General features: G+C 70.1%; 11 protein-coding genes and 3 tRNA genes. 12 read left to right on the top strand and 2 right to left on the bottom strand.

The window, feature by feature from the left end:
• The 9 genes from GGR66_RS13340 to GGR66_RS13300 all read left to right on the top strand — a co-directional run bounded on the left by GGR66_RS13340 (window position 1) and on the right by GGR66_RS13300 (window position 9,036).
• On the top strand, window positions 1–438 hold the full coding sequence (locus GGR66_RS13340; protein WP_019800228.1) for a biopolymer transporter ExbD: 438 nt from the start codon (window positions 1–3) through the stop codon (window positions 436–438).
• A complete protein-coding gene (msbA, locus tag GGR66_RS13335) occupies window positions 435–2,207 on the top strand; it encodes a lipid A export permease/ATP-binding protein MsbA (RefSeq protein ID WP_167087598.1) in 1,773 nt (590 codons plus the stop codon). The genes GGR66_RS13340 and msbA overlap by 4 nt, the downstream gene beginning before the upstream one ends.
• Window positions 2,204–3,238 (top strand): tetraacyldisaccharide 4'-kinase, encoded by a 1,035-nt coding sequence (gene lpxK, locus GGR66_RS13330; protein ID WP_184448562.1) that lies wholly within the window; start codon window positions 2,204–2,206, stop codon window positions 3,236–3,238. Before msbA ends, lpxK begins: the two co-directional genes overlap by 4 nt.
• A 502-nt stretch (window positions 3,239–3,740) precedes the next feature.
• The gene (kdsB, locus tag GGR66_RS13325; RefSeq protein WP_184448561.1) at window positions 3,741–4,520 is read left to right on the top strand and encodes a 3-deoxy-manno-octulosonate cytidylyltransferase; all 780 of its coding nucleotides are present in this window, start codon (window positions 3,741–3,743) and stop codon (window positions 4,518–4,520) included.
• Complete coding sequence (locus tag GGR66_RS13320; protein WP_160965069.1) at window positions 4,517–5,005, top strand: low molecular weight protein-tyrosine-phosphatase; 489 nt, start codon at window positions 4,517–4,519, stop codon at window positions 5,003–5,005. Before kdsB ends, GGR66_RS13320 begins: the two co-directional genes overlap by 4 nt.
• Window positions 5,002–6,423: a hypothetical protein gene (locus tag GGR66_RS13315; RefSeq protein WP_160965067.1), complete on the top strand. Its 1,422-nt coding sequence runs from the start codon at window positions 5,002–5,004 to the stop codon at window positions 6,421–6,423. Before GGR66_RS13320 ends, GGR66_RS13315 begins: the two co-directional genes overlap by 4 nt.
• The gene (gene uvrC / locus GGR66_RS13310; protein ID WP_184448560.1) at window positions 6,420–8,279 is read left to right on the top strand and encodes an excinuclease ABC subunit UvrC; all 1,860 of its coding nucleotides are present in this window, start codon (window positions 6,420–6,422) and stop codon (window positions 8,277–8,279) included. The genes GGR66_RS13315 and uvrC overlap by 4 nt, the downstream gene beginning before the upstream one ends.
• Before the next feature lie 9 nt (window positions 8,280–8,288).
• Window positions 8,289–8,924, top strand: coding sequence for a CDP-diacylglycerol--glycerol-3-phosphate 3-phosphatidyltransferase (gene pgsA, locus GGR66_RS13305; RefSeq protein WP_160965063.1), 636 nt, complete (start codon window positions 8,289–8,291; stop codon window positions 8,922–8,924).
• A 36-nt stretch (window positions 8,925–8,960) separates the two neighbouring features.
• Window positions 8,961–9,036, top strand: a tRNA-Gly gene (locus GGR66_RS13300).
• Between the two features lie 325 nt (window positions 9,037–9,361).
• Here GGR66_RS13300 and GGR66_RS13295 read toward each other — a convergent pair.
• Entirely contained in the window at window positions 9,362–10,546 is a 1,185-nt protein-coding gene (locus tag GGR66_RS13295; RefSeq protein ID WP_184448559.1) for a hypothetical protein, read from the bottom strand.
• Window positions 10,547–10,932: 386 nt separating this feature from the next.
• Between GGR66_RS13295 and GGR66_RS13290 the strand changes: the two genes are divergently transcribed.
• Window positions 10,933–11,006, top strand: a tRNA-Cys gene (locus tag GGR66_RS13290).
• Window positions 11,007–11,290: 284 nt separating this feature from the next.
• The gene (locus GGR66_RS13285) at window positions 11,291–11,671 is read left to right on the top strand and encodes a DUF4087 domain-containing protein (protein WP_326521007.1); all 381 of its coding nucleotides are present in this window, start codon (window positions 11,291–11,293) and stop codon (window positions 11,669–11,671) included.
• Window positions 11,672–11,762: 91 nt separating this feature from the next.
• Here GGR66_RS13285 and GGR66_RS13280 read toward each other — a convergent pair whose 3' ends face one another.
• Window positions 11,763–12,011, bottom strand: a complete 249-nt coding sequence (locus tag GGR66_RS13280; RefSeq protein WP_184448558.1) for a hypothetical protein — start codon at window positions 12,009–12,011, stop codon at window positions 11,763–11,765.
• Between the two features lie 138 nt (window positions 12,012–12,149).
• On the opposite strand from GGR66_RS13280, the gene GGR66_RS13275 reads away from it, so the two are divergent.
• Window positions 12,150–12,225, top strand: a tRNA-Gly gene (locus GGR66_RS13275).
• The last annotated feature ends 40 nt before the right edge of the window (window positions 12,226–12,265 follow it).

Genomic DNA, 12,265 nt, shown 5'->3' with positions numbered 1-12,265 from the left:
GTGCGGATCCGCGACGACCGTGGCCAGGACGAGCCGCAGATCGACCTGGTGCCGTTGATCGACGTCATCCTGGTGCTGATCATCTTCTTCGTGGTGACCACCACCTTCGATGCGCGTTCCACGCTGCAACTGCAACTGCCCAATGCCAGCGACCGCAACGCGCCGCCCCCGGCGCGCGCGCTGAGCGTGCTGATCAACGCCGACGGGCATTACTTCATCAACGACCAGGAAGTGCTGCGCACCGACGTGGAGTCGGTCAAACGCAGCATCGCCCAGGTCGCCGGCGACGACCGCGAGCAGCCGGTGCTGCTGCGCGCCGACGCGCGCACGCCCTACCAGGCGGTCGTCACCGCACAGGATGCGCTGGGCCAGCTCGGGTTCCGCCGCATCGCCATCGCCACTGCTCCCGAAGTCAACAGGGACGGAAGCTCCAAGTGAATCTACCCTCCGACGTGCCCGTCCAGGATTCCCCCTGGCGGACCTATCGCCGCCTGTTGTCCTATGCCGGCGGCTACCGTGGACTGCTGCTGATCGCCGCGGTCGGCGCGCTGCTGGAGGCGCTGGCCGGCTCCGGCTTCCTGGCGCTGATGAAGCCGATCACCGACGAGACCTTCATCGCGCGCAACCGCGACGTGGCGATGTGGCTGCCGCTGCAGATCGTCGGCCTGTTCGTGCTGCGCGGCATTGCCGGCTATGTCACCGACATGTCGATGGGGCGTGCGGCGCGGAGCATCTCCCGCGATTTCCGGGTCAACGTGCTGGACAAGTACCTGCGCCTGCCGGGCAGCCGTTTCGACGCCGAGCCGGTGGCCTCGATGCTGGTGCGGCTGGGCTCGGACAGCGAGCAGGTCGCGCAGGCCGCGGTCGACGCGATGAAGGTGATGGTGCAGCAGACCCTGCAGATCGTCGGCGCGCTGGCGGTGATGCTGTGGTACAGCTGGACCGTGACCGTGACCATCCTGCTGGTGGCGCCGCCACTGGCGTGGGTGATGGACCGCGTGGCCAAGCGCTACCGGCGGGTGAGCCACCGCATCCAGGAAAGCAACGCTGAACTGATGCAGGCCGCCGAGCAGGCGCTGTCCGGCAACCAGGAGGTCAAGGTCTACGGTGCGCGTCCCAGCGAGATGGAGCGCTACCAGCAACTGGCCAACACCAACCTGCATCTGGCGATGAAGGTCGAATCCACCCGCGGCATTTCCTCGGCCGCGGTGCAGTTGCTGGGCGCGATCGGTCTGGCCGCGCTGTTGCTGATCGCCGGCCACGAAGCGCTGGCCGGGCGCCTGACCGCCGGCGAGTTCGTCTCGCTGATGACCGCGATGATGGCGATCATCCCGGCGCTGAAGAACCTCACCAACGTGCAGAACATGCTGCAGCGGGGCGTCGCCTCGGCGCAGCGGCTGTTCGTGGTGCTGGACGCGCCCGAGGAACAGGACAGCGGCACCCGCCACATCGAGCGCGCGCAGGGACGGATCGAATTCCGTGAGGTCACCGCCGCCTATCCGGGGCAGGCGCGGCCGGCGCTGGCCGAGGTCAGCTTCGTCGCCGAACCCGGCACCGTCACCGCCATCGTCGGCCGCTCCGGCAGCGGCAAGTCGAGCCTGGTCAAGCTGATCCCGCGTTTCTACGACCCGCAGTCCGGGCAGATCCTGCTCGACGGCCATCCGCTGCAGGACTATCGGCTGGAGGACCTGCGCCGGCAGATCGCCCTGGTCGGCCAGCAGGTGATGCTGTTCGACGGCAGCATCGCCGACAACGTCGCCTACGGCGAGATGCGCGAGGCAGGCCCGGCGCAGCTGCGCCAGGCGGTCGCCGACGCCAATGCCATGGAGTTCGTCGACCACCTGCCGGAAGGCCTGCAGGCGCAGGTCGGGGCCAAGGGCGGGCGTCTGTCCGGCGGCCAGCGTCAGCGCCTGGCGATCGCGCGGGCGATGCTCAAGGATGCGCCGATCCTGATCCTCGACGAGGCCACCGCGGCGCTGGACAACGAATCCGAGCGGCTGGTGCAGGACGCCTTGCACCGGCTGATGCCCGACCGCACCACGCTGGTCATCGCGCACCGGCTGTCGACCATCGAGCACGCCGACCAAGTGCTGGTGATGGACCATGGCCGCATCGTCGAGCGCGGCACCCACCACGAGTTGCTGGCGCTGGGCGGGGTCTACGCGCACCTGCACAGCATGCAATTCCGCGAAAGGCAGTACGGATGAGCGAGCGCGGGCCATACACACCGGCCTACTGGTACGGCAAGGGCGCGCCGCCGCTGCACGCGCGGTTGCTGACCCCGCTGTACGCGGCGGCGATCGCGCTGCGCCGCGCGCTGTACCGGCGCGGCTGGCGCAAGCGCCACAGCATCGCTGCACCGGTGGTGGTGGTCGGCAATCTCACCGCCGGCGGCACCGGCAAGACGCCGCTGACCATCGCCCTGGTGCAGCGCCTGCGCGACGCCGGCTGGAGCCCGGGCGTGGCCAGCCGCGGCTACGGCCGCAGCCAGCCGCAGGAGCCGCGCTGGATCGAGCCGGGTACCTCGGCCGAGCAGGGCGGCGACGAGCCGGTGCTGATCGCACGCAAGACCGGGGTGCCGGTGCGGGTGGACCGCGACCGCGTCGCCGCGGCGCGGGCGTTGCTGCAGGCCGGCTGCGACATCGTGGTCTGCGACGACGGCCTGCAGCACTACCGCCTGCAGCGCGACATCGAGATCGAGGTGGTGGACGGCCAGCGCCGCTACGGCAACGGCCGCCTGCTGCCGGCCGGGCCGCTGCGCGAGCCGGTCGCGCGCGGCAACGAATGCGATTTCCGCGTCATCAACCTGGGGCAGGCCAGCGACAGCGGCGAGCTTGAAGCGGGCTTCGGCGAATGGGCGATGCGCCTGCGCATCGACAGCGCGCAGCCGCTGCGCGGCGGCCGTGCGCGGCCGCTGCGCAGCTTCGCCGGCCAGCGTGTGCACGCCGTCGCCGGCATCGCCCATCCGCAGCGCTTCTTCGACATGCTGCGCGCGCAGGGCATCGGCGTGGTCCCGCATGCCTTTCCCGATCACCACCAGTACCGCGCCACGGACCTGGCCTTCGGCAGCGAACTGCCGGTGCTGATGACCGAGAAGGACGCGGTCAAATGCGCCGCCTTCGTCAACGATTGGTGCTTCAGCGTGCCGCTGGCCGCCGAACTGCCGGCGGCGTTCTGGATCGGCCTGCTCGACCGGCTGGACAAGCTGCGTGGCCGCGCGGGCGGGACAGGCGACTAGGGCGTCTGCCCATCCCCGCGCGCGGCGCTGTGGTCTGCGGGTACGCCACCGACGTGCGTGGCGCAGCGCGGCCTTGGCCGTGTCCAACCGCGAGAGGCGTCCGCGGCGCATGCGCCAGCCAGCCAAAGGGCGCAGCGTTGTGCGCGCGCGGAGTCTCGCTAGGCATGGCGCCCACGTCCTCGCGCTTCTTTGCCACGGGCACGCGCCAACACGGTGCGTGTGCGGGATGCGCGCGAAGTGAGTGCACGACCCATCATGCCGAGGCGTTTCGCACCACGTGGCAGGCACCCGCGCGGTCGCTGGCCGTCGCCACGACCCGCTCACCGGCGATGCCGGCCCGGTCGATACAATGGCCCTTCGGGCCGTTGCTGCGCGCGGCCGCCACCGGGCCGCTGTCCGGCGCCCACCCGGCCGTTTCCGGCCAGCCATGCGGAGAGCTTTCGATGACCGTCTTCTCGCGATATCCTCGGCGCCCGCGCGCCGCTGCCGGCGCCGCCCGCGCATGAGCGCCGCCGCGCCGCCGTTCGTCGTCGCCATTCCGGCCCGCTATGCCGCATCGCGGCTGCCGGGCAAGCCCTTGCGCGCGCTCGGCGGCGAGCCGTTGATCCGCCACGTGGCGCGGCGTGCGCTCGCCGCCGGTGCCACGCAGGTGTGGGTGGCCGCCGACGATGCGCGCATCGCCGCCGCGGTGGCCGACCTGGACGGCGTGCACGTGGCGAATACGTCGGCCGACCACGCCTCCGGCACCGACCGCCTCGCCGAGTGCGCCGACATCGCCGGCTGGGACGATGCGACTTTGGTGGTCAACCTGCAGGGCGACGAACCGTTCGCGCCGGTCGCCGGCATCGTCGCGGTGGCCCGGACCCTGGCCGACAGCGGCGCCGAGATGGCAACGCTGGGCACGCCGGTGGACGCGGCCGAGCACCTGTTCGATCCCAACGTGGTCAAGCTGGTGCGCAGCGCGACTGGCGATGCGCTGTACTTCAGCCGCGCGCCGATCCCGTGGCACCGCGACGCCTTTGCCGCCTCGCAGGCGCAGTTGCCGCTGCCCGGCCCGTGGCTGCGGCATATCGGCATCTACGCCTATCGCGCCGGCTTCCTGCGCCGGTTCGCGGCGATGCCGCCGGGCACGCTGGAGCGGATCGAGTCGCTGGAGCAACTGCGGGTGTTGGAAGCCGGCTTCCGCATCGCGGTGGCGCTGTCGCCGGCACCATTCCCGCCCGGTGTGGACACGCCCGAGGATCTGGCGCGCGCCGAGGCCTACCTGCAGGGGCAGGCATGAAGCTGCTGCTGGTGTGCCTGGGCAATATCTGCCGTTCGCCGATGGCCGAGGGCGCGCTGCGCCACCACCTGCAGCGCTCGCCGCTCGCCGGGCTAGTGGAGGTCGACTCGGCCGGCACCGGCGACTGGCACCGCGGCGAGCCGCCGGACCGGCGCGCGGTCGCCTGCGCGGCCGCGCATGACGTGGACATCGCCGGCCTGCGCGCGCGGCAACTGCGCGATCGCGACTTTGCCGACTTCGACTGGATCCTGTGCGCCGATGCGGCCAATCTGCGCGACGTGCTTCAGCGCGCCCCGGCGGCGGCGCGCGAGCGCGTGGCGCTGTGGCTGCCGTGGGCCGGGGTGCACAGCCGCAGCGAGATCCCGGATCCGTACACCGGTGGCAGCGCGCAGTTCGAGCAGGTCTGGAAACTGGTAGACGAAGCCGCCGCCGGCAGCGTGGCACGACTGTCCGTCGACCTCGGCTCCGGCATAATCGGCCGATGAATTCCATCGCCGCCCTGGAACTTCCCGCGTCCGGCGCCTGGCTCAACGCGGCGCCGCTCCGCCTGCGCGACCTGCAGGGGCGGGCGCTGGTGCTGGCCTTCGTCAACGCCGCCTCGGTGTGGTGCGCGCAGCGCCTGGCCGAACTCGGCCAGTGGCAGGCGCGCAATCCCGGGAGGCTGCAGCTGATCGTGGTACAGGTGCCGCGCTTCGACAGCGAGCGCGAGCCGCAACGGGCATTGAAGCTGTTGCGCAGCCAGGGCGTGTCCGCGCCGATCCTGCTCGATGCCGATTGGGCCGCCTGGCAGCGCTTCGACATCCAGGCCTGGCCGACCCTGGTCCTGATCGACGCCGGCGGGGTCGAGCGCGAGCGCCTGGTCGGGATCGGCGGCGCCGAACTGGACAAGGCGCTGCACGCGTTGTGCGCCGGGCAGCCGCTGCCGCTGGACGAGGACCTGCGCGACGCGCGCGAGACCCAGCCGGAACCGCGCCTGCCGCTGCGCTTCCCGACTGGGCTGGCCGTGGCCGAGGACCGCCTGTACATCGCCGACAGCGGCCATCACCGCATCCTCGAATGCAGCACTAGCGGCCGCGTATTGCGCCAGTTCGGCATCGGCACCGCCGACTTCATCGACGGCGCGATCGGCGAGGCGGCGTTCCACCGTCCGCGCGGGCTGGCCCTGGAGCGCGGCGTGCTGTACGTGGCCGATACCGGCAACCACGCGCTGCGCCGGATCAACCTGCTCACCGGCCAGGTCGACACGCTGTGCGGCAACGGCCGTGCCGGCGAGCCGGTGGAAGGCCCGGTGGAGCAACCGCTGCTGGCACCACTGAATCATCCGCAGGGTCTGGTGATCGCCGACAACCAGGTGCACCTGGCGATGGCCGGCGACAACCGCATTTGGAGCTACGACCTGGGCAGCCGCAGCCTGCGCTGGCGTGCCGGTGCGGGCGCGCTGGAACTGCGCGACGGCAGCGGGCATCTGGCCGCGTTCGCGCAACCGTGCAGCCTGGCCGCGGTGCAGCAGGTGCTGTACGTATGCGATGCGCTGGGTTCGGCGGTGCGCTCGATGCAGTTGCGCGGCGACCTGGTGCAGACCTTGCTCGGCGGCCAGGGGCCGTGGGATTTCGGCAACGAGGACGGACCACGCAGCCGCGCCCGCCTGCAGTTCCCGCAGGCGATCGCGCTGAGCCCGGACGCGCCGTTGCTGTGGATCGCCGACAGCGGCAACGGCAGCCTGCGCAGCCTGCGCCTGGGCGGCGGCGAACTGTCCACCGCGGCCTTGCCGCGGCGCCTGCACGGCCCGGGCGGGCTGGCGGTGAGCGCCGGCACGGTGTGGATCGCCGAGTCCGACGCGCATGCGGTGCTGCGCTACGACATCGCCAGCGGCGAACTGCACGACGTCGCGATCGGCGAATGAGCACCCCCGAATTGCCCCCGTTCGACGGCAAGGCCTTTGCCGCCAACCTCAGTACCGCGCCCGGCGTCTACCGCATGTACGCCGCCGACGATACCTTGCTCTACGTCGGCAAGGCCGGCGCGCTGCGCAAGCGCGTCTCCAGCTATTTCAGCGGCTCGCCGAAGAACGCGCGGACCATGGCCATGCTGGCGCAGGTGGCGCGCATGGATGTCACCGTCACCCGCAGCGAGGGCGAGGCGCTGCTGCTGGAAAACCAGCTGATCAAGTCGCTGTCGCCGCGCTACAACGTGTCGCTGCGCGACGACAAGAGCTATCCCTATGTGCTGCTGACCCGCGAGGAGTGGCCGCGGATCACCCTGCATCGCGGCCCGCGCGCAGTGCCCGGTCGCTATTTCGGTCCGTATCCCGGCGTCACCGCGGTGCGCGAGACGCTGAACCTGATGCACAAGCTGTTCAAGCTGCGCAGCTGCGAGGACAGCGTGTTCCGCAACCGTTCGCGGCCGTGCCTGCAGTACCAGATCGGCCGCTGCAGCGCGCCGTGCGTGGCGCTGGTGGCGGCCGACGAGTACGCCGAGGCGGTGCGTCGCTCCACGCTGTTCCTGGAAGGGCGCAGCGACCAGCTCGGCGAGGAGCTGGTGCAAGCCATGCAGGACGCCAGCGAGCGCCTGGAGTTCGAGCGCGCCGCGCGCCTGCGCGACCTGCTCGGCTCGCTGCGCAGCATGCAGAGCCGGCAGTACGTGGACGGCCGCGCCGCCGATCTGGACGTGCTGGCCTGCGCCACCCAGGGCGCCAACGCCTGCGTGCTGCTGCTGGCGTTCCGCGACGGCCGCAACCTCGGCACCCGTGCGTTCTTCCCCAAGACCAACGGCGAGGACAGCGCCGCCGAGGTGCTGGGCGCGTTCGTGTCGCAGTACTACGTCGAGCACGCGCCGCCGCGCGAGGTGCTGCTGGACCGCGAGATTCCCGACGCCGAGCTGATCGAGGCGGCGCTGAGTTCGGCCGCCGAGCGCAAGGTGCAGCTGAAGTGGAACGTGCGCGGCGAGCGCGCCGGGTACCTGGAGCTGGCCAGCCGCAACGCCCAGGCCACCCTGGTCACCGAACTGACCAGCCGCAACGCCCAGCACGCGCGCAGCGAGGCGCTGCGCGAGATGCTCGGCCTGGCCGAGCCGGTCAAGCGGGTGGAGTGCTTCGACATCAGCCACACCATGGGCGAGGCCACGGTGGCCTCGTGCGTGGTGTTCGACGCCAGCGGCCCGGTGCGCAGCCAGTACCGGCGCTACAACATCAGCGGCATCGAGCCGGGCGACGACTACGCAGCGATGCGCCAGGCGATCGAGCGCCGCTTCCGCCGTGCCGCCGAAGGCGAGGGCAAGGGCGATGCGATCCTGCCGGACGTGCTGCTGATCGACGGCGGTGCCGGCCAGTTGGCGCAGGCCAATGGCGCGCTGGCCGACCTGGGCGTGGACGGGGTGCTGCTGATCGGCGTGGCCAAGGGCGCCGAGCGCCGCGCCGGCCACGAGACCCTGGTGATGCCGGACGGGCGCGAACTGCGACCGGGTGCGGCGTCGCCGGCGCTGCAGTTCATCCAGCAGGTGCGCGACGAGGCGCACCGCTTCGCCATCACCGGCCACCGCGGGCGCCGCCAGAAGGCGCGCATGACCAGCAAGCTGGAGGACATCCCCGGCATCGGCCCGCGGCGGCGCGCCAGCCTGCTCAAGCATTTCGGCGGGCTGGCCGGGCTCAAGGCCGCCGGCGAGGCCGAGATCGCGCGGGTGGAGGGCATCAATGACGCACTGGCCGCACGAATCTACGCTAACCTGCACGGACTGCCGGTGCCCGATCCGGCAGGCGAGTAGAGCAGCGCAATGAAGTTGACCATCCCCACCTGGCTCACGCTGCTGCGGATCCTGATGATCCCCGTGCTGGTGCTGGTGTTCTATCTGCCGTACACCTGGACCAACTTCGCCTCGGCGGCGATCTTCGGCCTGGCCGCGTTCACCGACTGGCTGGACGGCTGGGTGGCGCGGCGCTACCACCAGTACTCCGCGTTCGGCGCGTTCCTGGACCCGGTGGCCGACAAGCTGATGGTGGCGGTGGCGCTGTTCCTGATCGTGCAGGGCCATCCGACGCCGTGGATGGCGTTCTGGGCGGCGGTGATCGTCGGCCGCGAGATCGCGGTGTCGGCGCTGCGCGAATGGATGGCCGAGATCGGCCAGCGCGCCAAGGTGCGGGTGGCGATGATCGGCAAGATCAAGACCACCGCGCAGATGGTGGCGCTGCTGTGCCTGCTGTACTCGGTGATGCCCGACGGCTCCCCGCCGGAGAGCGTGTGGATGGGCTTGTTCATCTTCCACGTCGGCGACTGGACCCTGGCGATCGCGTCGATCCTGACCCTGTTGTCGGGCATCCAGTATCTGCATGCGGCCTGGCCGAGCCTGCGCGACGACGAGCGTGCGGCGATGGCGGAAAAGAACGCGAAAAAAATCGAAGGCAATGGTTGACAGCCTGCGCGTACCCGGTAGAATTCGCGGCCTCAAGCGGGAATAGCTCAGTTGGTAGAGCGCAACCTTGCCAAGGTTGAGGTCGCGAGTTCGAGTCTCGTTTCCCGCTCCAGATCATGAAAACAGGACCTTCGGGTCCTGTTTTCGTTTGGGCGGCTGCACTGCGTGGCAGACGCGCCACACCCCGCTAAGCCATCGCGCAATTCCGCCTCGCGTCATGCGGCCGCCAGCAGCGCAATGGCCAACACGCACGGCGCCAGTTTGGCCGCCGCCATCGCATTGCGCAGACATCCGGGCTGGGTTGATCCACGCCGCGAGCGCTGCATCGGAACGCGGGCAGCGCGATCGCGCACCGACCATGTCGCGCGCCAGCAGCGATCGCGTCGTCCAGACGCGATCGCGATGCGGCAGATGACGCCTCTCCGTTTCGCGCAGGCTCAGGGCGCGGGGGTGGCCGCACGGAAGCCGGCATGCCCGCAGGCGGCGTCGTAGGCGTAGTCGCCGGCGGCGAGCAAGTGGCGGCCGCTGTTGATGTGCGCTGGCGGCGTTTTCAGCGGCCCGCGCCACTGCACGCTGTCCGGCGTCGCCGCCTTGCCGTCGCCGACCGCAAAGCCGTAGCCGAACACTGGTTGTCCCTTCGCGTCGACGACGTCGAGCCGCAACTGGGTGGCGTCCGGCACCACCCGCGTGGGATGCCCGGCCATCTCCACGGTCTGTTGCAGGCTGTCGGGCGTGGCGGGCGGCACCACCGGGTTGAGCATCATGTAGGACACGCCGGTATCGGGCAGCAGCTTGCCGCAGACGCGGTAGTCGCTGCCGCTGCCGGGGAAGCTGGCGCAGGCGGTGGGCGCCTGCCAGTCGCTCGGCGCATCGGCGGTGGCGGCACCGCGCTGCAGCGGGACCAGGGCGAACCCCTGCAGCGCCGCCTTGCTGACGCCCAGGGTGATGCCCTTGGCGCTGACGATGTAGCCGGGGCTCATGCGCTGCGCGCGCATCTGCGCCAGGTTGAGGAACGGGTTGCGCGCGGCGTCGACGCCGCGGTCGTAGCCCACGCCCATCATGCCGAACTTGGGGGAGATGGTGCTGCAGTTGCGCAGCACCTGCGTGCTGCTGCTCAACGCCGGGCTGCCGTCGTAGCCGGCGCAGGTGGCCGGCACCTGCGCCAGCGGCTTGGGCTGCTGGGCCACGCTGGCGACATCGCAGGTGCACTGCGCAGCCAGCACGGTAATGCGGTCCACGCGCGCCGCAGCACGCTTGCCGTCGGCGGAGACGCCGAGCCGCATCGGCACGTCCACGTACTTGCCGGGGTGATATTTGCTGTCGCTCGAATAGAAGATGTGGCCGGGCGTGTTGGAGGCGTCCCAGGCGCTGCGCAGTGCGTCGCTCAACGGCACCACCACGCCGGTGGAGCCGGTATCCACCTCCAGCACCTGGCTGCCGCTGCTGCGGCCATCGGCGTCGCTGCCGAGTTGCACCCGCACCTGGTAGGCGAACGTCGGCGTGGCCTTGGAGGCCAGCGGCAGGTTCACGGTCTGCGACTGCAGCGCGCAGGTCTGCGCGGCGGCGGTGGCGCTCGCGGCCAGGCACAGCGCGGCCCCGCTCCAGCGTGTCCATCGGTTCATGGCGATCTCTCGTTCGGGTGTGGCGCCATGCTAGAGCGCGGCGGCGTGCCGATCGTGCGCCGATCCGCGCGAGGCCGAGCTTGTCTACTGCCACCGGCGTGGCGCTGTGGTCGGCATTCCAGTCGGGTGGCGATGCCGCGTGCGAGTTGCAGTGTCCGCAGCACGTCTCCGCAAATCCCGCGCACGCGCGGCGCAGGGTTGCCAAGCCGGGGAGCTTGGTACACAATGCAGTCCGTTGTGCGCCGGGTTGATTCAAAAACATCTTTTGAATCAATGCGTTGGAAGACAGCCGCCAGGCATCGTCCAGTTCCCGCCGCAAGGGCCCCGGCAGCGGGGCTTTGTTTTTGTCGGACGCTACAGGCGTTGCGGCAAGACGTCAGTCCACCGGCCTGGTGGCAGAGTGGTTATGCAGCGGACTGCAAATCCGCGTACGCCGGTTCAATTCCGACCCAGGCCTCCATTTCGTTTCAACGCATTGGGCCGCTTTTTGCGGCCCTTTTGCGTTGCGCAATCTCAAGCTATTTCCCATGCGCTGCTCCATACCGACGAAGCGCCAAACGAGGGTGTGTCGATCGTCAGGCTCTTGGTCGATCGGCTTTACTTGCGCGGTACATCATCGCGAAGCTTGGCCGCCTGTAGCGGTTTCTCGGCAATGCCGGCAGACGTCAATTTGCGATGATGCCGGCCTCGACATTCGATCCTGACGTCATGACTTCATCGCGACCTGTCCTGCAGTGCACACGCGTGTTCAGTGCGGCCCTAGCCGTGGCGCTCGGTCTGTGCGCTGGTGTGCAGGCTGCGCCGCCCACGGACACCGTCACGCGCTGCGGCTGGTTCGACAATCCCTCGCCAGGCAACGCCACGCTCGTGGACAAGGACGGCGAATGGACGGTCGGCCAACAGGGCGGGCACCAGGCCGAGGGCAACTGGCCTACGTTTCCCCGCGCGCGCTGGGTGGCGACCGGGACGGGCAGTGCCGGCTATGGCTGCGCCTGCCTGAAGGTGCGCGCGCGTGCCAACACCCAGGAGGTGACCACCATCGTGGCGGCCACAGTTCAGCCCTTGAAGATCTGCCTGCAGGACAAGGCGCTGCAGGTCAAGGAGCCGGAGAATCCGCTGAAGTAGCGCCTTCGCTCCGCAGCGCGTTGCCGCAGCGGTGCCATCGGAGGAGACGCTGCTGCCGAGGATGTGGATCGAGGCAGGTTGGCCGGCGGTTTCACTGCAGCCTGGATCGGCTTGCTGTCGGCGAGGGGAAAGCGCCGCTCCACCTCCTGGCGGCGGCGTTGCGATTCGCCGAGGCGGCGTCGCTCGGCCGAACGAGTCCATCGGACGATGGCGCCGCTTTGATGCCCGGTGCCGACACCGCCTGGCCATCGTTCTGCGCGTTCAGGATTGGAACGGCCGAGGTGGCGTGCAGCGTCGTCTGCCGGCCGCCCGATCCGGCGCGAACGGGATCGCTGTCCATGCGAATCCGACGCCCGTAGCACCGCGAACGGGAAAGTGCCGAATCGCACCATGACACCACGCCGCCGGCGGCGGACATGTTTTTGCAACGAAGGGCTAGCGCGCCTCCTGGGAGGCGTGTAGAATGCGCGGCTCCCAAGCGGGAATAGCTCAGTTGGTAGAGCGCAACCTTGCCAAGGTTGAGGTCGCGAGTTCGAGTCTCGTTTCCCGCTCCAAATTGCGTCACTTGCCACCTGTTGCGCGAGTGAACCCCTG

This window comes from Xanthomonas sp. 3498, assembly GCF_014199795.1.
GTDB lineage: Bacteria > Pseudomonadota > Gammaproteobacteria > Xanthomonadales > Xanthomonadaceae > Xanthomonas_A > Xanthomonas_A rydalmerensis.
This window is presented reverse-complemented; position numbering and strand designations above follow the sequence as displayed.

Bases quoted from the DNA above. Each gene is read 5' to 3' on its own strand.
- lpxK (WP_184448562.1), top strand. From the start codon at position 2,204: ATGAGCGAGCGCGGGCCATACACACCGGCCTACTGGTACGGCAAGGGC.
- kdsB (WP_184448561.1), top strand. From the start codon at position 3,741: ATGAGCGCCGCCGCGCCGCCGTTCGTCGTCGCCATTCCGGCCCGCTAT.
- GGR66_RS13320 (WP_160965069.1), top strand. From the start codon at position 4,517: ATGAAGCTGCTGCTGGTGTGCCTGGGCAATATCTGCCGTTCGCCGATG.
- GGR66_RS13315 (WP_160965067.1), top strand. From the start codon at position 5,002: ATGAATTCCATCGCCGCCCTGGAACTTCCCGCGTCCGGCGCCTGGCTC.
- uvrC (WP_184448560.1), top strand. From the start codon at position 6,420: ATGAGCACCCCCGAATTGCCCCCGTTCGACGGCAAGGCCTTTGCCGCC.
- pgsA (WP_160965063.1), top strand. From the start codon at position 8,289: ATGAAGTTGACCATCCCCACCTGGCTCACGCTGCTGCGGATCCTGATG.
- GGR66_RS13295 (WP_184448559.1), bottom strand. From the start codon at position 10,546: ATGAACCGATGGACACGCTGGAGCGGGGCCGCGCTGTGCCTGGCCGCG.
- GGR66_RS13280 (WP_184448558.1), bottom strand. From the start codon at position 12,011: ATGGACAGCGATCCCGTTCGCGCCGGATCGGGCGGCCGGCAGACGACG.